Origin of the sequence: Thermoanaerobacterium xylanolyticum LX-11, from assembly GCF_000189775.2 — a bacterium.
Classification (GTDB): domain Bacteria; phylum Bacillota; class Thermoanaerobacteria; order Thermoanaerobacterales; family Thermoanaerobacteraceae; genus Thermoanaerobacterium; species Thermoanaerobacterium thermosulfurigenes.
On the sequence record NC_015555.1, the window covers coordinates 2,313,745 to 2,334,142 of the forward strand.

Sequence of the window (20,398 nt, forward strand, 5' to 3'; positions counted from 1 at the left end):
CATAGGAGTGGAGCAAATGTCTCATAATAAAAGAATAACAGAAAATTCATCAATAATCCAGTACTTAATGAAATTAAATTTTGCATTATATTTTACTAAACCTGTTATTCGTCATATTGTAGAATTTATAATTGCTGCCACTCAAAAAGGTTATAGTGGTACTGTTACAGATATAGTTAATTTAAGCTTTGCTAATTGCCATAGAACTACATTTGGCAAATTCTTAAGCCAAGGTGTTTGGAATATAGAGTATGCATGGAGAGCTATAAGGCGAGAAGTTATTCGCATTATATTTGAATTATCCCAAACTAGCAATAAGCCGATATTTGTGATTTTTGATGATACTATTGCTGAGAAGACAAAGCCTTCGTTACAGGCTAAACATACTATCCAGGCAACAGGATTCCATCAATCACATTTAAAAGGGAAGCAAGTTTGGGGACATCAACTTCTTACCATGATGCTATCTTGCGGCAATGTGGTATTACCTTACTGCATTGAGCGCTATGAAAGCAGACAAAGAATAACCTTGGACTAAATACATATCAAGTACGCTCAACAAAATCAATAGATAGATTATTATGGCTTATATCATTGACATACCTGTATTGTACGACTTCAGGTGACGAATATTATAAATTTGGGCAAGGAATAAAAATAGTACGCAAAGAAGTACAAAAGCAGCGTGTTCAATGGCTGTATGAGCGAGCTAATAATAAAGTACCTATTGATGAAATTTTAGCAGAACTACAGTTAGCATAGGCGTAGTGTATATATTTGATGGTAATATTTGTTATCATTTTTTCTCATCTATAGTACATTACTTATCATCACGCAATTATGCTTTATATATTGTCAATTAAGTTTTTATTTATTACTTCTTTGTACCATATAGCACTATCTTTCAAAATTCTTTTTTGCGTTTCAAAATCCACATAAACAATACCGAACCTTTTAGAATATCCATAAGCCCATTCAAAATTGTCCAAAAGAGACCATAAAAAGTACCCTTTTAGATTTCCTCCATCCTCTATAAATTTAATAGCATATTTTAAATGTTCCTTTACATATTCTATCCGTTCTTGATCATGAACCTCGTCTTTATTTACTATATCTTTAAATGCTGCTCCATTTTCAGTTATATAAATTGGCATATTTGTATACTCTTTATCAATCCTTTTCAAAAGATCATACAGTGATTCAGGACTTATCTCCCAACCCATATCCGTCTTTTTCCCAGGCCCTTCTACTGCTTCTCCTTTTATCAGAGAATTTTCATCATATTTTACTATCGATCTGCTATAAAAATTAATCCCTAAAAAGTCTATTGGTTGACTTATAATACCTAAATCTTCGTTTTTTATGAAATCAAATTCTCCAATTTCTTTTTTGTATAACTCTATCATATCTACAGGATATTTCCCTTTAAAAATTGGATCTAAAAACCATCTGTTAGAAAAACCATCGGCATACTTAGCTGCCAAATAATCTTCTTCTTTTTCTGTTGCTGGATACGCTGGCGTCAAATTTAATGTTATTCCAATTTGACTTTCTTTTATATTCATATCTCTAAAAATCTTTACTGCTTCTCCATGAGATAGTAATATATGATGTGCAGCAATTAATGCCTCTCTGTAGTCTTTATGTCCCGGTGCATGCTCACCAATTCCGTAACTTAATATTGATGCACACCATGGTTCATTATGGGTTATCCACATTGGAACAACATCACCAATTTCTTTAAACAATTTTTGAGAGTATTCTGAATACCAATATATTGAGTCTCTATTTAACCATCCTCCTAAATCCCCAGCCCATTGTGGTAAATCCCAATGATATATTGTCGCAACAGGTTTTATATTATTTTTTAATAATTCATCTATCAACTTCTTATAGAAATCCATTCCCTTTTGATTAAACTTTCCTTTTTCCGGATAAATTCTCGGCCATGCTATAGAAAATCTATAAGCTTTTACACCAATTTCTTTCAATATTCCTATATCTTCCTTATATCTGTGATAATGATCACAAGCTATGTCTCCTGTGTCACCATTATATGTCTTACCCTTAATTTTTGAAAATGTATCCCATATAGAAGGCGTTCTACCATCTTCATTCACTGCTCCTTCTATTTGATATGATGATGTTGCTACACCAAACAAAAAATCTTTTGGAAAATTAGCCATTATATTCACTCCTGTCTTTTATAATAAATTTAACCTTTTACAGCTCCTGCTGTCATTCCACTAATAAAATACTTCTGCAACAAGAAAAACATTAAAGCGACTGGTATTGTAACAACTGTAGCCGCTGCCATAAGTAAATCATATCTGTTTTGATAATTGCCTACAAAAAGCCTTATACCGACAGGTATAGTCTGTACATCAGCTGATGTTGTAAGTACCCATGCAAACAACAACTCATCCCATGCCATCAAGAAAATATAAATAGCAGCTGCAATTATACCTGGTATAGCTAACGGCAAAATCACACGTATAAATGCACTAAACTGCGTGCATCCATCTATTCTTGCCGCTTCCTCTATTTCCAAAGGTATAGATGCAAAAAAACCTCTTAAAATCCAGATACTAAATGGAATATAAAACGCAGAATACGTAATAATTATTCCCTGATAAGTATTCACCATTTTTATTCCAAAAGTCTGTTGGATTTGAAGAAATATCAAATATAGTGGAAGTAAAAACAATATACCTGGAATCATTTGTGTACCAAGTGTCGCTATCCCAAATAAATTTGATCCTATAAATTTAAACCTGGCTAATGCATAACCAGCTAAAACTGCAATCGATAAAGCTATAACTGTTGTTGATGCATCAATAATAAGACTATTTTTGAAATATAATCCAAAATTTATGTTTGTCCACATATCATGGTAATTTACTAAAATATTCTTTAACTGTGGTTGTATCTTCCCTGTTAGTAATCCTTCTTGATCACTCATTGATGATATTACCATCCATATCAAAGGAAATATTGTAATACCAATAAATATCCACAACATTGTAAGCGAAATATATCTCTTTATTTTTTTCTTTTGTCTATAACTTAAATGTTTTTTTGATGTATTTTGTATGTTCACTTTGTTTGCAATCAAAATAATAACCCCCTTTATTGCATTGTTAATGAATCTTTAAATACTTTATACCAAATGCCTGTTAAAGCCAAAACACCTATCATCAACATTACAGAGGCAGCAGCGCCAGTACCAAATTGCCACATATTAAATGAGTTTCTTGAAATGTTTGTCATGACTAAATCACCCCAATCGCCCGGGTATCCAGCACCATTTCCAAACATCATTGCCACTATATTGTAAGAATAAATGCTTCCTATCATACCGAAAAGTATTAGAGTACCTATAACTGGCTTCAAAAATGGCAATGTAATATATATAAGCTTTTGCCAACCTGTAGCACCATCAATTTCAGCCGCTTCATAATAATCATCTGATATTGTTTGTAATGCAGCTAACAACATTATCATAGTCATAGGGAATGATCTCCATATTGTTGGAATAATTATTGCTATTAGAACATTGGGACCAATAAGCCAAAACGGTTTATGATGTAAAATGTGTAGATAATCAACGAGAATCTTGTCTATAATGCCGCTATCCTGTCTCCACATAAATCCCCAAAGTAAACCTACAACATATGAAGGTACAACCCAAGGTAGCAAAAGCAGTGTACGTGCTATACCTCTCCCTTTAAATTCTTGCTTTAAAACATGAGCAAGCCATAATCCAATAATTAAAACTAATAAATTAGTAACTATAGTATAAATAATCGTATTCCTAACTGCATCCATGAAACCAATTCTTAATGTACTAGACGGATCAAATAATATTGTATAAAAATTTTTTAATCCAATAAAAGGAGCATGTAAAAATTTTAATAGTGTATACTGATTTAAGTTTAGCAAAGAAATATATAATCCTTCTACCATCGGAATAAAATGTATCATAAGCATAGCGATAATAGCAGGTAAAATTAGTAAATAAGCCAGTTTATTCTTTTTGAAATTTTGTTTAATATACTCCAAATTATTCAACTCCTTTACAACAGGAGTATTATTGCAATCAGCAATAATACTCCCTAAAAATTTTTATTATTTTGCTTGTTGCAATACTCCGTCTACCTCTTCAGCAGCTTTATTCATTTCATCAGCTATCATATTCTGATTAAATGGTCCCTTTACACCAGCTACATCGTCCCACACATTGCCTAAATGTGTTAGTAAAATATTTTCTATTTGTCCCCATGCAGGTACTGCAGGATAAGAACGACCATATTGAGCAATCTCTTTAAATACCGCCATATTAGGATCTGATGTTATATAAGGATCATCAAGCGCTTCTTTCAAAGCAGGAAGCATACCTGTTACTTTTGCATAATTTACTTGTGCATCTTTTGTTACAAGATATTTAACCAAATCGTAAGCTTCTTTTTTATGTGTCGATGCTTTAAATATTGCCAGATCGCTACCGCCAAAGAAAGAATATCTCCCAGCAGGCCCTTCTGGCAAATTAGCAACTGCATAATTTTTAGCTGCTATAGTATCTGCTAATCCACCTTTATCAGCCGGCGTTGAAAAATTCTTAACTAACCAAGGACCTGAAAAGGTTATTGCAAATTGTCCTTTTGCAAAAAGGCTTTCAACATCAGCACTATTTTTCTCAAGTACAGCTTTAGGCACTAATCCTTGTAGCGCAAGACCTGTGTAAAAATCTATTCCCTTCAAAGCTGCTTGGCTATTAAACACAGCATGTTTATTGTCAGGCGATAAATAATCCCCACCTGCGCCCCATATCCATGCAGCAAAATTATGCACTACATTCCAGTCATTTTTACCAGGTATACCTATAGCAGCTATCTTTTGACCATTAATGTCCATATTGTTAATCTTTTTAGCAGCATCTAAAAAAGAATCCCATGTTGCAAAAGCTTGTTTCGGATCTATTCCAGCTTTTTCAAATACATCTGTCCTATAAAATATCCCCCTCGTATCGACGAACCAAGGTACTGCAGACGTTTTACCAGAATCTTTAATACCCGTTGAACTCCACGCTGCAGGTAAAAAAGCACTTGCTCCGCCTAAATCAGAAACTTTATCTGTCAAATCTTCAAGTGCACCCATTGAAGCGATAGCAGGAACCCACGTCGTACCAAGCTGCAAAACATCAGGCCCTATGCCACTTGTTGCTGCCGTAGTAATTTTTGTCCATGCGGATCCCCAATCTATAACTGTCACTTTTATGTTGATATTAGGATGAGCATCTGTAAATGGTTTTACGACGTTTAAAAAGTCACTAGCACTTTGAGCACTATTAGGCATAATCCATACTTGTAAAGTAACTTTTTCAGATGATGTGCTTTTAGATTGATCATTATTGCTGCTGGTGGTTTTTGTTGATGAATTACCACAGCCAGCTAAACTTCCTAATGCCAGCATTAATACTAGCAACATAGCAATAACTTTTTTGTTCATGCAAATAACCCCCTCAAAATATATTAACACGTGTTAATAATTATTTATAATAAAGGTAATACCTTTATTATGCATATTTAGACAAAAATCTGCTTAAAATTAGTTTAAAATCACTTAAAGCCATTAATAATTATATGTATTAACAATATATAATAATACGCAACATTCGATTTATTTTTATTGTTTGTAAACACGTGTTTATTTTAAATGTTTACAAACTTTTCACTTTTATTATACAATATATTTTTTGCATTGTCAATAGTAAACATCAAACCCAAACTAATCAATAATTTTTTTGCACGAATCTCTTTCTATCAATTTTGCTGATACAAGAAATTTTGCCACAATGCTTGATTCACCTTCAATCGATTTAACTAAATTCTCTACACATAACTCTGCCATTTGCAATAGTGAAACACTCATTGTTGTTAATGATGGCTTTACATATCGAGATATAGTAATATCATCAAACCCAATAATCGAAACATCTTCAGGTACAGCATATTCTAATTCTTGAAGTGCTTGCATAGCACCTATTGCCATTTGGTCATTTGCCGCAAAAATTGCAGTTGGTTTTACTTTTTTAAACAATTTATGTATTGCGTTATATCCACTTTCTTCAACAAAATTACCTTTCACAATATAGTGTGCATCGTAAGTAATATCAGCTTCTTTTAATGCTTTTTTATATCCTTCTAATCGTGCAAAGCCTGACAGTTTATCCAAATCGCCTGTTATATGAGCAATTTCTTTATGTCCTAAGTTTATGAGATATTTGGTCGCTTCATAAGATCCATTTAAGTTGTCCATATTTACAATAATACTTTTATTGAATACTTCATCTTCTTCTTTTATTTCTTGATCTACAATTGCTATCTTGAATCCTTCCTCGATAAGACTTTTTATTTCAGGATCACTATTTCTCACACCAACAAATATAGCACCACTGATAGTTTTGTTATAAAAAATCTCCTTTACTTTTTTATAATCCTTAACTTTAAAAACCGTTGTTATAAGAACATTATAGCCAATTCTATTTGCAAAATCTACTACTGCAGTAGTAAACGGTCCAAAATATACGTTATCGTATATTCTATGTATTTCTGAATCTTTTTTTATATCAACTATGACAAGGCCTATTGTTTTAGATGTTTTGCCCCTCAACATTCTTGCTGATGCGTGTGGAACATAATTGTATTCTTTAATAACTTTTAATACTTTTTCTCTTGTATCAGGAGGTACATTTGGGTAATTATTTATTACTCTTGAAACAGTACTGCGTGAAACACCTGCAATTTTTGCTATTTCTTTGCTATTCATATTTATTTCTCCTCTAAAAATCAATAAAATTATAAACTCGTGTTTATATTTTATTATAACACAAATTCTATTTAATAAAAAGCATCTCCATTATTATCTATTAAGAATGTATAAATAGCAACTGCCAACAGCTTCTTACGAAGTGTTGGCAGTTGAAATGATTATATGTTTCCGCTTTTCTCTAATAAGCCGTATATGATAGCTGCTGCTTCTGCTCTCGTAGCTACACCTTTAGGTGCAAATACATTGTTAGGTTCTCCATTTACTATTCCTAATTTCGCTGCATTTGCTACTACATTCCTTGCCCAGTCGCTTATGGATTTGTCATCGCTAAATGATGTAGCACCTATGTTTTCTTCTTTGTACTGTGTCAGCATCTCGTATGCTCTCATTGCTATTGCTGTCATCTCTTCTCTTGTTATATTGTCATTGGGCCTTGCGTTCTTTCCGTCACCTTCTATTATTCCTGCTTTGTATGCTGCTTCTATTGCGTTTGCATACCAGTCTCCGCTCTTAACATCACTAAATTCTCCATTGTATGTTTCTTCTTTTATGTTTAAAAGCCTCAGTATCATTGCTGTGAATTCTGCTCTCGTCACTGTCTTATTGGGTTCATACTGAGTGTCTGTCATTCCTTCTACTATATGCCTTGATGCTAATACTTCTATTACGTCTTTCGCCCAATTGTCTTTTATGTCATTAAACGTCTTGTCGTACTCAAATGCTGCATATTGCGAGAAGTGCGTCGCATTGAATGTTATTGTTCTAGATGACACGTCTACTTTTCCACCCACGTATTCCCATTGATTTGTCGTTGGGTTGTAGTAGTAAACTGCTACTTTTCTTGGATCGTTAGCTTTTGATATATTTAATGTTACTTCTACTGGTTTTGCCAATGCTACATTTCCACTGCTATTACCTATTGTTATGTCTACTACATTAGAAAGCGGCATATAGTTTGTTACATTAGGCTTTCCATTGTCTTTTATAGATACATTGACGCCGTTTTGTATCTGGTTTTGGTTAAGTGCATCTTTTGTAAGTGCTATTGATGCGTTATCTGATTTTATGACGATGTCTTTGCCGTTAGCAGCACTTGTATCTAAAATGTCTTTGGAAATCTGCACGACTTTTTGCTGTCCTTGGCCTATTGTAGTTATGTCAAATACTACTTTCTTGTCTTTTGAATTTATTATCAGGTCTTTAGCTTTTCCTGCATCAAGCGTCAATGTAATAATGTTACCATTCTTATTGACTGCTCCAATTGTATTGTTTGTATTGTTTGTATTGTTTGTATTGTTTGTATTGCTGCTATTGACGCTTGTAGTACTTGTTGTGCTTGTACTTGTGCTTTCAGTGTTATTATTCCCTGCACTGCTTGAATTACTTCCACTACCATCACTATTATTTTCTGGTTTTGTTTCTGCATTTGGATCAACCACTTCAATTTGTATTTCATCAAAATATAAATCAGAAGGCACTATATTATATCCATCTACTTTCCCAATCTCAAATACAAGTTTTGCATTTGTATCTGTAGAATTATCCATTTTAAAGGTTACTTCATACTCTTTTGTATCTTTTGTTATGTCAAAGGTCTTTTTAGGCATATATTCTATAAACCATGGATCCGAATTAAGTGGTTTACCTATCACAACATTTATCTTTCTATCTTCATTCGCTCTTCCTTTAAAGGAAATTTTATAAGTTTTCCCATCTATAAGGGTAATTCCTTCCCTGTATATCTGAGGATCCCAAGAGTCATTTCCTATAGATGTAACATGAACCTTTAATTCTCCGTTTTCTATTGTCATTTGTGCATTGTTCCCTGCTGATGCTGAAGACCAGTATTTCCAATAATTTAATGCAGAATTGTCATTAAATTGTCCTTCAGGTAGCAATTTGTCACCTATTTTTTGTGCTGGTGTCTCTGTCTCTGATTGAATTTCATTAGAAATTTCCTCAGGCACATCGCTCTCAAAATAACCGTTATTCTCCGAAACCTCAGCTATCGATATATTGTCCATTGTAACAACATGACTCATATTAGTTGGATTTTTGCCACCTGGCTCCATGTTGCCTAAACCTATAACTAAGTCTATGTCTGACCTCGTAGAATCCATCTCAAAATCAAATGTGTAATTTTTCATTGTTGTAGTTAAAGGAATATATTTTTCTAAATGTCCGAAATATCCACTGTCTTCAATTTTTATAAATATATCACGAGGCTCTGTAGATTTAGCATCAAAAGATACTCTGTAAATTTTACCACTTTCTAATTCCATAGGTGCCTGTTTTATTTGAATGCTCCAAAACTGATTTCCGATATTATTAATCTCTGCCTTTAATTGGCCTGATGATGTTGTTATATTCCCCGTTCCACCTTCACCAATCCAATTTGTCCATTCATTTAAATCATCAGAAAAATCTCCATTTTTTATTAAATTAGGCGATATTTCAATATAAGCTAATTCTATATTTTCAGCATTTATTTCAATATTATTATTACCTTCATTTAAATACACTTGTTTTGTCACTATGGCAGCTTTATCGTTAGTAATATATGTGGGAATTTCATAAGTTTTATCAGATACAATAAGTTTAAGACTGCTATTTTCTTGTGCTTTCATTAACTTAAATGAAACTACATAGTTGCTGTTTTTTGGTATATTTACATCAAATTTTGCTTTACCATTCTGTGTAAAACCAACCATTTCGTTTCCAATTTGCGCATTTTCAAGATCATAAAATTGATCTGGAAAAACAGTCACAAAGCTTGAAGGTGATACTTCTTTCATAGAAATATTATCAAGTCCTATGTTGACATTGGATCCTCCAAATTCAATTACAAACTTAGGTTTACAACCATTAGAAAAACTTTTATTAGTTGTAAGGTTAATCCTATAATCATCCCAGTCAGATGAAAGTTTTAAAACTTTTACATCTGATATTGGATTATAATCTTGGTCAGACAAATATACTTTTATTTCTCTCGGTGAATCAAAAGCTTTTGCTTTTAAATCTAAAAGGTAAGTAGAGCTACTTTTTACTTTTAAGTTTGATTGTACTAATTTTATATCTGCAAAGTCTTTACCACCATCTGTAATTACTGATTTGAAGTACCTATCATCAGGTAATGAACCTATTTCATAAGAAGCACCAGTATTTTCTAAATTTATAAATTCCCAGGCTGCAAACCTGTCATCTCCTTGATCAAAAGTTCCATTATATATTAGATTTCCATTAGGAAGTGGTTCTTTAATAGCATTAGGATCCAAGAAATTATACTCTTCTAATCTCACATTATTTATATAAACAGGTAACGTACTCAAACCTACATTAAATTCTAATCGCGAATTTACATAGGTATCATTTTGCATTGTAAACAAATAAGAATAATTCTTCCAATTGCTATCTAATGTGAAAGTTTGTAGAGCATAGTCTATCCATGTATTACCATCATCCCCACCTCCACTTGATAGTTTGGTTTCAATCGTACGCTGTCCATCACTTTTTGCATCAAACGAAAGCTTATATGTCTTACCCCTTATTAGACAAATAGGTCTTTGCATAAGCTGAACAGAATAAGTCTGACTACCACCATTTGTAATATTTATTTTTACACCTTGCCCTGTATTTTCAATAGTCCCATTACCACCAAATTGATCTAAATGTACAAACTGCCAATAGCTTGTATTAGGAACACTAGGTATTCCATATACATTATCAACAGTGGTGTTAAAACTCCCATTATAAATGAGGTTGCCATCATTTAATGGAGGTCGTGCATTCTCTGGATATGTTGCACTTGTATCAGATACTGGCTTTACAGCCTCTTTATACGCATCTTTTTGGTATACTTTTACATATTCAACTTCCATTTTTTGAGGAAAATAGTTAGCATCATTTGGAGGGTATCCCGGCCAATTACCTCCAACTGCCGCATTCAGTATTAAATAAAAATTTCTATCAAACGGAGCAGGATACGTATAGTCAAAAGCCTCATTCATTGAACGCGAAAACCAATCACTCGTTTGATAATACAAAACATCGTCAACATACCATCTAATTTCTCCTGGTTCCCATTCAAGTGCAAAAACATGGAAATCATCAGAAAATTTTTTACCATCTGGCAATGCATAATTTCCTCCACGATAAGTATGTGGATCACCATAATGAATAGTTCCGTATACTTTATTAGGTTCGTTTCCTAACAATTCCATTATATCTATTTCACCACAAGCAGGCCATCCCCCATATAGGTTCATGTCTTCTGGCATCATCCAAATAGCTGGCCACATGCCCTGCCCTTCAGGAAGTTTCGCCTTTACTTCTACTCTTCCATAAGTAAATGAAAACTTTCCTTGCGTCGTAAGTTTTGCCGAAGTATAAGGACTACCATTATAATTTTCTTTTCTTGCTTCAATAACTAATTTACCATTCTCAATTCTTGCATTATCAGGTCTATCAGTGTAATACTGCAATTCGTTATTTCCATATCCACCAGCGCCAATTGTAAAATTCCACTTGCTAGTATCTATGCTAGTATCTTTGCTAAAATCATCTTCCCATATAAGCTTCCATGTATCCTCTGTATTTTGATTATTAGGTATAGTATCAGCCATAGCAATTCTCGGCAAAAATGATATTATTAATACAAATACCATAAACACAGAGAACACTTTTTCTATACTTAATTTCATTTCTCAAATCCCCTTTTCTAAAATTATTTATCTTAATGATATTATTAAAAATAATTTATGACACTTTATTCATCTTCCTAAAACAGACTCCATTGATGCAGCTGTTATCACCGAATGTGCTAGGTTTGGGCAGTCAAGCCAACTCATCTACCAGGCTTGAGGTACACTGCATTTCAAAGATTAACTCGCATGCGATCATATTGTCTGCGGTTTGATCCGTGAAAAAATCGCACCATAAGCCTTATTATACGAGTTCTTAACCTATCCTTTATATTTTTTTCTCTTAATAACGTGCTTGGTAAAATTTTCTTAGCTATCATTGAATTTTTACTCCTGCTGATATTGCTTCCATGCCTCTTGTTGACCTCATAAACTTTAATGTGAAAATTGGCAATAGCGGACTCTCAAATACCATTTAATCGCCAAGACTTTAAAAGCGTTCTAACTAAGCTTACAGACTTCATCCTGATTTCGTTGAAGCAAACCATTTAGCCCTATTATCCTCGGCATTGGGGATTTTATTGCTGCTGGTATCATCGCTGAAATTGGAGATATCAAAAAGTTTAATATTGAAGCCGCTATTGCCAAATATGCCGACCTCATCTGGATATAAATATTAGTCTGGTAATTCCGATGCACTGTATACTTCTTTAGTTAAATGTTGTGATAAATACCTACAATACTATCTTATTGAAGCCACTAACTGTATTATGAGCAGGCAGTGAGATTTAAAGAGTACTACAACAAGAAGCATTGCCAGATACCTAAACACCACATAAACGTGCCCTATCGTAACTGTTAGAAAATTAATCCCTGTGATATTTACAATAGTATATAGGAGGAAGAAAACCCATCTTGACATTTTTGAATACTTATATTATTGCCCTAACTTTTTCAGTTTTTCTTCATATTTCATTTGCTGATATTTAAGAACCTTTTCATACCCATATTCCTCACGTTTTTTGAGAAAATTATTAAAAATTTTATCAAATTCTTCATCAGATCTTGCTAACAATAATTTAGGTAAAGTTTGACCCCACAATTGCGCAATTTTATTTGCTGCGACTCCTTCATCTGAGCTTCCAGTTGGACTTATTCGTCAAATGCAGCAAAGCTTACGGTCTTACCTTTTGTCCAATCTTCAAGTTGTTTAAAAGGCTCAGCTGTAGGTGGAACCCATTGCAGCATCATATTTGTATCCATTAGCATCCAATATTTAAAAGCTGCACCATATTTTTGATCGAATTGAGCACGATCTTTATTTAATAAATTAAGCACTTCTGGTTTAAACTGATCCTTTCCGTCAATAGTATCCCATGTTTGTCCTTTTATACCAAGGTAAAGATCTCTTTGTCCTTCTTCACTGACTAAATAACTTAAGAATCTAATTGCTCTAGCAGGATCTTTAACATTTTTCGAAATTAATGTTACTGTCCATCCAGATATTGAATCACCAGCTAATGTTGGAGGATCTAACTTAGAATTTGCTGGCCCATCAACTGCAATATAAATTTTATTTGGATCTTTGCTATACAGCGCTTGTTCCTGTTGAGTAAAATCACTTCTTTGATAAAGCATAGCAAAATAGCGTCCTTGAGCTATTTTTTCTTTTATCTGAGGATCTTTATCGATAAAGATATCTTTTGAGAGAAGACCCATTTCACTAGCCTTTCTTAATGTCTTTAACCATCTTATATATTCTGGATCAGTATAGCGATCATATAATTTCCCATCTTTAACCATAGGAATCGCTAAAAAGTTTTGTAAATAGCTTTCTAATGAATAATTACCTGTATCAGTAAATTCATGCAATCCCAGAGGAATTAAAGGTTGGCCATCAAACGTAGGAAACTTCTCCTTAGCTGCTTTCAACGCATTAAGAAATCCTTCCGGTGTACGCATATCTGGGCTTCCAATTGCTTCATAAATATCTTTTCTAACCACAAAAGTTTGGTTAGATGGTTTTAAATCTTTGTATTTGGCAAAATCCTTAGGTGAAGAAGAAGCATTAGGATATTTACAAACATTTCTATCGTCCTGTTTATACCATGCTAATTTTTCTGGATCTGCTACCTTAAAAAAATATATATCATATTTTTCAGCTAGCTTATTTAATGGTAAAACTAATTGTCCTTCTATCATCTTCTTTACAGCATCTTCCCACCAACCTAAAGTGATAAAATCTGGTAATTGTCCAGAAGCAATCATTGTATTCAATTTTTCTTGTTCATTACCTGCCGGAACTATAAAATTAATGTTTACACCTGTTTTCTTAGTTACATATTTTGAAACAGCATCTTCACCCCATTTTGCATTAAACCACGAAAAATTTACATACCAATCGAAAGTAATAGGTGAAGTATCCAATTTCCAGCCAGGCTCATCCTTAATTGCAGTTTTTTGGTCCGTTTTTTGAGTTTCAGTAGCTTTATTGGATTGTTCATTTGTAGATACACTTCTGCTGCTACACCCGGTAAATGAAGTCAATAAAAGCGAAAAAAGTATCAGAAACACTAAAATTTTGACTGAATTTTTTTGCCATTATCTCTTCCTCCTTCTTAATAATGAATATTCTCGGCAACTTCTGTTGCCTGATATATCTGAATTTCAGGAGACATATTTTAAATTTATCCCCCAAAATTTCATTCTGAAATCCTTTTCCGATTTCCAATTCATTTACATCTTTATTTACATTGTAAAATTTTTTCTTTATATTTCCCTTTATTTAACATATATGGTTACATTCTATCTTGACTTTTTTAAATCGCCCCAATAATCGAAATGGATGGTGTTTTTACCATACTACTTGTTATTGAGGTGATTTTATGTTGGGCGCATGGCGTTCGCATCCTGATTATAAGTCTTTCCTTGTCGAAAATATTCAACCCATTTATGCTTCAGATAAAAATCGTGTCATTCAATTTTCTGAAGCTTTATCTAAACTCTATAATTTAGATCTTGATGTTCTTAAACCTGTACTGGAACCTTATTACTCTAATACTGGTTCTCCAGCCAAAAATCAGCCTGAAGTTTTTCGGTCTTTTGTACTTATGTCTCTTCTTAAATGTCACAGTATTACTAAATGGGTTTACATGCTTCATCATGATTACCTTTTGTGTTACATGATTGGCGTGTCTCCTGATAATATTCCTGGTGTCGGTACTCATTATGACTTGATTAACAGGTTATGGCTTGAGGATCCTGATATTGAAAAAGACCGACAGGATTCTCTCCATCCTTTTAAACGCAAACCACGTAAAAAACTTGCTAAAAATCAGAAGCTTCCACCACGCCACCCTGGTATTATACAGAAATTTGTTGATTTGGCTTTACAGGGTAAAATTTTTGAGTCAAGACCTGAGAAAGCTTCTTCAACAAATTTTTGCCGATGTTGCTGTTAGGCCTTCCGCCAATGATGGCATCCTCGGTGATATTGAAAAACTTACTATCTCCGGTGACGGTACTTGCATTAAAACCGGCGGAAGTCCTTTCGGTATTAGAACTTGTGATTGTGCTAATAAGGGTATATTTAATTGTGACTGCCATCGCAAGTTCTCTGACCCCGATGCTCGCTATGGTTGGGATAGTTATCATGAGACATGGTTTTATGGTTATTCTGGTTATTTTTTAGTGACATACAACGAAGAGCTTAAATCTGATATTCCGATTTATCTTCGCTTGGTTGAGGCTCCTCGTTATGATGGTGTTACTGCTATTATTGCTTTGTCTGAAGCAAGGGCTTTGTATCCTGATTTCGTTTTTGATAAATTTATTGGTGATTGTGCTCATGATAATTACCCTACTTATCATCTTCTTAATAAGTGGAATATTAAACCTGTAATTCCGCTTAATAAGAAGAATAAAAACAACAGCAAGTACCAAGGTACTATTAAAATCAATGAAAATGGTATTCCTGTCTGTATGGCAGGATTATCTATGGTTTACAATGGTTTTATGAAAGACCGTAACAGAATTAAATGGCGCTGTCCTTTTGCGACTGGTAAAGTTGATTCATGTAATTGTAAAGATAAGTGCTCCTCTTCTGATTATGGTAGAACCGTTTATACGAAGCCTTCATCTGATCCTCGCTTGTTTACCGTCATTCCACGTGGTTCTGATGAATGGAAAAGCGAGATGAAAAAGCGAACTTCTTCTGAGCGTGTTAACAAAAGGCTTCTTAATGACTATGAGTTGGAGCTATCTAAAACCAGAGGCAAAAAGCGTTGGTCTTTCTGGATTATGATACATTCTATTAATATCCATCTTGATGCTAGATTGAAAAAATCTAAGTTTGATTTTATTTCTATGCTTGATGGATTATTAGGTAGAGCAGCATAAATATTGAGATTCCATATACTGTTAATTTTTAAACCTATTTTATTAGGCTTTATTTCTTATACTCTTTTTTAAAATTGATTTTCATTATTTTACATTTTCTTTCCTCTTTTCAGTATTTTATCGCAAAGGCTTTGTTATTTTCTGTATCTAATTTCTAATTTATGCCATAGTATGACGCTGGAAATTAGTTTCCGAAATCACTCAAAAAATGAAATGTAATTCTTATTACATCCTTGTCTATTATATTATCGTTTTATGAACACGTGTTTACAAAACGATAACATAATGTTGCCTTTGCATAAGTCGACAAGTTTTTAATTATTTTTATGTTTTTTTAAATCGTCAGACATATTATAAATAAAATCAAGTAGCAGTTTAATAATTATTATTCATCGTTCTTTTACACAACCGTATGTACCGTTGCTAACTTCTCAAGGTTCAGCAATACATCGTTGTATGCGTTGTCATTTCAGAGTTCACTTTTAATGACTTGTCCTTGAGACCTTCCCGTGTAAGAACGATAACCTTCATAATCATATATCTTAAAGTTGACTGTATAGGGTTCGGATAGTGTTTGACTCCGTTTTGTATTGCAAATTCATCAGCCACAATTAGGCCTCTTATATGTTTCGTATTTTTCAGACTGAGATTTTGTCAACCGCTTCTTTCAGATTCCACCTCACGATTGAACACCCTTGCGGTTCAGCTAGCGGTTCATGTAGCCTTGCACGCATCGGACTTTTATGCCAAGTTATCTTCCATACCACGAGTATAATAAACACGTGTTTATATTTAACTAGCTTAATTTAGATTATATAATATATTTTTTTTATTGTCAATAATATTTTTTTATTATATACTCGTGTAATATAATTTCGAAATTACCAACATAACCATTTTAATAATGGCTGATTTATTCTTAGAAATAGTATCCATAAATCGTTTTATAACATTACTAATTTCCTTTCTAATTTTATAAAAAGTATTATATATGACAGTTTCCTTCAACCATTGTCCAAAATCATCTTTATTTTCTTGCCAGGATAGGCTTCCACAACCTTTCTTAAAAAGTCCAAAAATGATTGTGCATCCAACGTCTCAGTTTCGGAATATATAATATCCCCTGTAAAATAGTCAATGACTCCAAATATTCCGACTCCTATGTGATGCCCATATGTCTTAACAATTCTCTGACGCCCTTTTAAAAACCAAGTAGCTGTAATGGCTTGATAATCCCTGATTTTACATTCATCTTCGAAAAGAATTACTTCATCTCTTTTAATGTTTTTTTTATATCTTCAAACTTTTCCTCAAATTTTTTCTGCTCTTCTTCGTCTGCTTTCATCAAAACATATGTGGGCCTGGTATAGGTAAAACCCATCCGCTTCATCAATCGTCTAATGCTTGAGGCTTCAATATTAATATTATAAACATCTTTTACATATTGAGCGATAATTCTTGAATTCCAGTTTACATTCACAGCATACCCGATTTCACTTGGTGTCTTTAAAATTACTTCCTTTAACTCCTCCTGAATATCAGGAGTGATTTTCGGAATACGTCCAGGTGCCTTCCCTATGGTCAGCAATTCCTCCAAGCCGCCTTCATTGTATTTTTTCACATATTCTCCAACGGTTTGATTGTTAAATCCAAGTATTTTTGCTATCTCCAGCCGATTCTTCCCTCGAAATGCAAGAATAATAACATTAATACGGTCTATTTTCCTTGAATCTTTAAGTCCTCTTTTGAATTTCTTTAAACTCTTTATGGTCTGCCCATGTTCATTTTTAATAATACTTTTCTTTTTCATTTGTAAATACGCCCCCGATATATTTTTTCTCTTATATATATCGAATATTTCGGAATTATTCTACACTCATATATAGTAACATATCATCTATTTCCATAAGGATTTGAGCCATTATTTTGCAAGCTTCTTCGCAGACTAATTTGTAAATTTTTACTTCTAAATCCTTGAAATTTATTTCATTTTCGTTTAAACTTAATTTGAACATGTAATCACCTCTATAACGCTTTTTTGTTTTTTCTATTTAAACATTATAGCGGATGATTCATGTAAGTGGAAGGTATCTTTTGGATTCCTTCCTTTTTCTATTTTTTACCGCCTACTAAAATTATACACTAAGCCAGAGATTTCGTAACTGACAAAATATATAGAGTGAAGCCCTTTAATATATCAATTATTAAATGAATTGCGATTGAAATATGTAAACTCCAATTTTTACTAAAAAATTGAGGGTTTAAAAATAGAACCATTTTTTCTATAATTAATCTCTATTTTTTAGGATGTGCTATCTCACTGTTTAACAAAAACATAAGGTGGACTATATCCCACCTTATATTTGTTCTTATTAAGTTTTAACTAATCTATTTTGAATTTTTCAACTTCTTTACTAAGGATATTTGAATATTCTTTTAATTGATTAGCTGTTGAAGCCATTTCTTCAACAATAGCCGATTGTTCTTCTGAAGATGCTGATACTTCTTGTGTTGATGCCGCAGTTTCTTCAGAAACAGCAGCAATATTTTCAATAGAATTTACAATTTTATTTTTATGAGATTCTAATTCTTTTAAAGAATTATTTAAGTTGTTTATTTTTTCTACAATAACACTCACAGTAGAAATAATTCCTTCAAAAGCACTTCTCGTCATATCAACAGCATTGTTTTGTTCTTCTATTGAATTAATAGAATTTTCAACTGTCTTATAAGTATCAGAAATAGTATCTTTTATGGCTTTTATTAAGTTCGTTATATTATTTGTAGCTTCAGATGATTTTTCGGCTAATTTTCTTATTTCTGTAGCTACAACTGCAAAACCTCTTCCAGCGTCGCCAGCTCTTGCTGCTTCTATAGCAGCATTAAGAGATAATAATTTAGTTTGATCTGAAATTTCTGTTATCAGGTCTATTATCTTGCTGATTTCTTCTGATTTTTCCATTAAATAATCCGTCGATTTCTTTAGATCATTGTTCGTTTCTATTGTTGTATTTGTTTTTTCAACTAAATTATTTATTGTTGTTAATCCTTCATTAGATACAGTATTGACATTTTTTATTTCATTATTCATTACTTCAGCGTCACCGACAGACTTATCAATAAGTCTAGCAAGCATAACAGCTTCATTTGCACTCTCCTCTGCATCCTTTGCTTGGCTTGATGCACCTTGTGCAACTTGTTCTATAGCCTTAGCTATATCTTGTGTAGCCTGTGCAGCTTGTTCAGATGAGCTAGACATATTTGTAGCTGACTCTGATAAGGAATTAGAAACATTTTTTATATTTAATATCATATTTTTAATTTGCTCAATCATATTATTGAAACTTTCAGCTAATACACTTGTTTCATCTTTAGATTTCAGAGCAATTTTTACTGATATATTTCCCTTAGATGCTAATGACATCGCATTAACAATCTTTTTTATTCCAGAAGTTATTAAATTTGCAAATAGATATGCTATAAAGAAACCAATTAATAGCACAATTATACTAACAACAATCAAAGTATCACGGATTTTTGAAAGGTCTCCAGTTAATTCACTATTGCTCATTTCAACTATTGCTTTCCAGTTAAAATCGCTAAGATTTCTTATGCTTGCATATTTATAATCATTATTCGATATGTAATTAATTATTGAATTATTTGTTGAAAGTAATCTATTCCCATAATTATACTTTTTTATAGAAGTAAATAACCGCTTTTGGTCAGGATCTGAAACTATTGTGCCATCTTTTGTTATAACATATATATGTCCCGATCGACCTAATTTTATGCTTGATAAGTCTTTTGACAACTGAGATAAGCTTATATCAATACCAATTACTCCAAGCATTTTGCCATCCGAATTTATAACAGCTTTAGCAATAGTTATCATTGGCGTTTTTGTACCATAATCTTGATATGGTTCAGTCCAAATAATTTTACCATTTGATTTTAATGCTTCTATATACCAAGGTCGTTTTGTCGGATCATAATCTTTTAATGTTGGATCTGGTGGATATAGAATGTATTTTTTATCAGGAGTTCCAAAATATGCATATAATATATTTGGCATTGATTTTTTAGTTTCTTCTAATTTATTAAATATCAACTGTTCTGAAGCACTGCTTCCATCATAATCTACAAATGCATTAGACTCTGATACAGCATTTAACAATGATTCGGTATCTACTTTAAAAGAATTTACATATTTATTAAACACCTCTAATGCAGCTTGATTGGATTCATTCACTTTTGTTTTTAATACACTTTCAGCAATACTTATAGAAAAATATCCAGTTACTATTAATGAAACAGAAATTAATAATGCTATGAACACAAGAAGTTTTGTTTTTATACTTTTCATCTAAAAGCCTCCATTTATAAATTAAGCTTAAAACTATAGATGAGAAAATTCACTAACATAAATTACCATAATAAACTTACATGAAAAAATTTAATAAAAAATAGAGACAAATGCTCGCTTTTATGGTATTAATATGTTGTTACACTATAACAATATTAACCAT

14 protein-coding genes and 1 pseudogene are annotated in these 20,398 nt (G+C 32.6%); 4 read left to right on the plus strand and 11 right to left on the minus strand.

Annotated features, from left to right (window positions below; all coding sequences use genetic code 11):
* Positions 1 to 16: 16 nt before the first annotated feature.
* Positions 17 to 762, plus strand: a pseudogene (locus THEXY_RS11175) (transposase family protein).
* A gap of 83 nt (positions 763 to 845) precedes the next feature.
* On the opposite strand, the gene THEXY_RS11180 reads toward THEXY_RS11175, so the two are convergent.
* The 6 genes from THEXY_RS11180 to THEXY_RS12445 all read right to left on the minus strand — a co-directional run bounded on the left by THEXY_RS11180 (position 846) and on the right by THEXY_RS12445 (position 11,531).
* Positions 846 to 2,186 carry a GH1 family beta-glucosidase gene (locus THEXY_RS11180; protein ID WP_013788946.1) on the minus strand — a complete coding sequence of 447 codons (1,341 nt, stop codon included), beginning with the start codon at positions 2,184 to 2,186 and terminating at the stop codon, positions 846 to 848.
* Positions 2,187 to 2,215: 29 nt separating this feature from the next.
* Entirely contained in the window at positions 2,216 to 3,115 is a 900-nt protein-coding gene (locus THEXY_RS11185) for a carbohydrate ABC transporter permease (RefSeq protein ID WP_013788947.1), read from the minus strand.
* A 14-nt stretch (positions 3,116 to 3,129) separates the two neighbouring features.
* The gene (locus tag THEXY_RS11190; protein ID WP_013788948.1) at positions 3,130 to 4,062 is read right to left on the minus strand and encodes a carbohydrate ABC transporter permease; all 933 of its coding nucleotides are present in this window, start codon (positions 4,060 to 4,062) and stop codon (positions 3,130 to 3,132) included.
* Positions 4,063 to 4,128: 66 nt separating this feature from the next.
* Positions 4,129 to 5,508, minus strand: coding sequence for a sugar ABC transporter substrate-binding protein (locus THEXY_RS11195; protein WP_013788949.1), 1,380 nt, complete (start codon positions 5,506 to 5,508; stop codon positions 4,129 to 4,131).
* 279 nt (positions 5,509 to 5,787) lie between these two features.
* Positions 5,788 to 6,834, minus strand: coding sequence for a LacI family DNA-binding transcriptional regulator (locus tag THEXY_RS11200; RefSeq protein ID WP_268257787.1), 1,047 nt, complete (start codon positions 6,832 to 6,834; stop codon positions 5,788 to 5,790).
* Positions 6,835 to 6,989: 155 nt separating this feature from the next.
* Positions 6,990 to 11,531, minus strand: a complete 4,542-nt coding sequence (locus THEXY_RS12445; RefSeq protein WP_013788951.1) for a carbohydrate binding domain-containing protein — start codon at positions 11,529 to 11,531, stop codon at positions 6,990 to 6,992.
* Between the two features lie 544 nt (positions 11,532 to 12,075).
* On the opposite strand from THEXY_RS12445, the gene THEXY_RS13055 reads away from it, so the two are divergent.
* Positions 12,076 to 12,144: a hypothetical protein gene (locus THEXY_RS13055; RefSeq protein WP_432416177.1), complete on the plus strand. Its 69-nt coding sequence runs from the start codon at positions 12,076 to 12,078 to the stop codon at positions 12,142 to 12,144.
* A 479-nt stretch (positions 12,145 to 12,623) separates the two neighbouring features.
* Here THEXY_RS13055 and THEXY_RS11215 read toward each other — a convergent pair whose 3' ends face one another.
* Positions 12,624 to 13,898 (minus strand): extracellular solute-binding protein, encoded by a 1,275-nt coding sequence (locus THEXY_RS11215; protein ID WP_230197595.1) that lies wholly within the window; start codon positions 13,896 to 13,898, stop codon positions 12,624 to 12,626.
* Positions 13,899 to 14,356: 458 nt separating this feature from the next.
* Between THEXY_RS11215 and THEXY_RS12845 the strand changes: the two genes are divergently transcribed.
* The gene (locus THEXY_RS12845) at positions 14,357 to 14,932 is read left to right on the plus strand and encodes a hypothetical protein (RefSeq protein ID WP_230197596.1); all 576 of its coding nucleotides are present in this window, start codon (positions 14,357 to 14,359) and stop codon (positions 14,930 to 14,932) included.
* Positions 14,877 to 15,869 (plus strand): transposase, encoded by a 993-nt coding sequence (locus tag THEXY_RS11220; protein ID WP_230197597.1) that lies wholly within the window; start codon positions 14,877 to 14,879, stop codon positions 15,867 to 15,869. The genes THEXY_RS12845 and THEXY_RS11220 overlap by 56 nt, the downstream gene beginning before the upstream one ends.
* 1,004 nt (positions 15,870 to 16,873) lie before the next feature.
* Here THEXY_RS11220 and THEXY_RS13060 read toward each other — a convergent pair.
* From THEXY_RS13060 to THEXY_RS11230, 4 genes are all read right to left on the minus strand, one after another.
* On the minus strand, positions 16,874 to 17,152 hold the full coding sequence (locus THEXY_RS13060) for a transposase (protein WP_083815344.1): 279 nt from the start codon (positions 17,150 to 17,152) through the stop codon (positions 16,874 to 16,876).
* Complete coding sequence (locus THEXY_RS11225) at positions 17,134 to 17,679, minus strand: helix-turn-helix domain-containing protein (RefSeq protein ID WP_041592141.1); 546 nt, start codon at positions 17,677 to 17,679, stop codon at positions 17,134 to 17,136. Before THEXY_RS11225 ends, THEXY_RS13060 begins: the two co-directional genes overlap by 19 nt.
* Positions 17,680 to 17,734: 55 nt before the next feature.
* A complete protein-coding gene (locus THEXY_RS12590) occupies positions 17,735 to 17,884 on the minus strand; it encodes a hypothetical protein (RefSeq protein ID WP_013788953.1) in 150 nt (49 codons plus the stop codon).
* Positions 17,885 to 18,252: 368 nt separating this feature from the next.
* On the minus strand, positions 18,253 to 20,235 hold the full coding sequence (locus THEXY_RS11230) for a methyl-accepting chemotaxis protein (protein ID WP_013788954.1): 1,983 nt from the start codon (positions 20,233 to 20,235) through the stop codon (positions 18,253 to 18,255).
* Between the last annotated feature and the right edge of the window lie 163 nt (positions 20,236 to 20,398).

Excerpts from the sequence above, each read along its gene's own strand:
- THEXY_RS12590 (WP_013788953.1), bottom strand. The coding sequence starts at position 17,884 with ATGTTCAAATTAAGTTTAAACGAAAATGAAATAAATTTCAAGGATTTA.
- THEXY_RS12845 (WP_230197596.1), top strand. The coding sequence starts at position 14,357 with ATGTTGGGCGCATGGCGTTCGCATCCTGATTATAAGTCTTTCCTTGTC.
- THEXY_RS11180 (WP_013788946.1), bottom strand. The coding sequence starts at position 2,186 with ATGGCTAATTTTCCAAAAGATTTTTTGTTTGGTGTAGCAACATCATCA.
- THEXY_RS11230 (WP_013788954.1), bottom strand. The coding sequence starts at position 20,235 with ATGAAAAGTATAAAAACAAAACTTCTTGTGTTCATAGCATTATTAATT.
- THEXY_RS11195 (WP_013788949.1), bottom strand. The coding sequence starts at position 5,508 with ATGAACAAAAAAGTTATTGCTATGTTGCTAGTATTAATGCTGGCATTA.
- THEXY_RS12445 (WP_013788951.1), bottom strand. The coding sequence starts at position 11,531 with ATGAAATTAAGTATAGAAAAAGTGTTCTCTGTGTTTATGGTATTTGTA.
- THEXY_RS11225 (WP_041592141.1), bottom strand. The coding sequence starts at position 17,679 with ATGAAAAAGAAAAGTATTATTAAAAATGAACATGGGCAGACCATAAAG.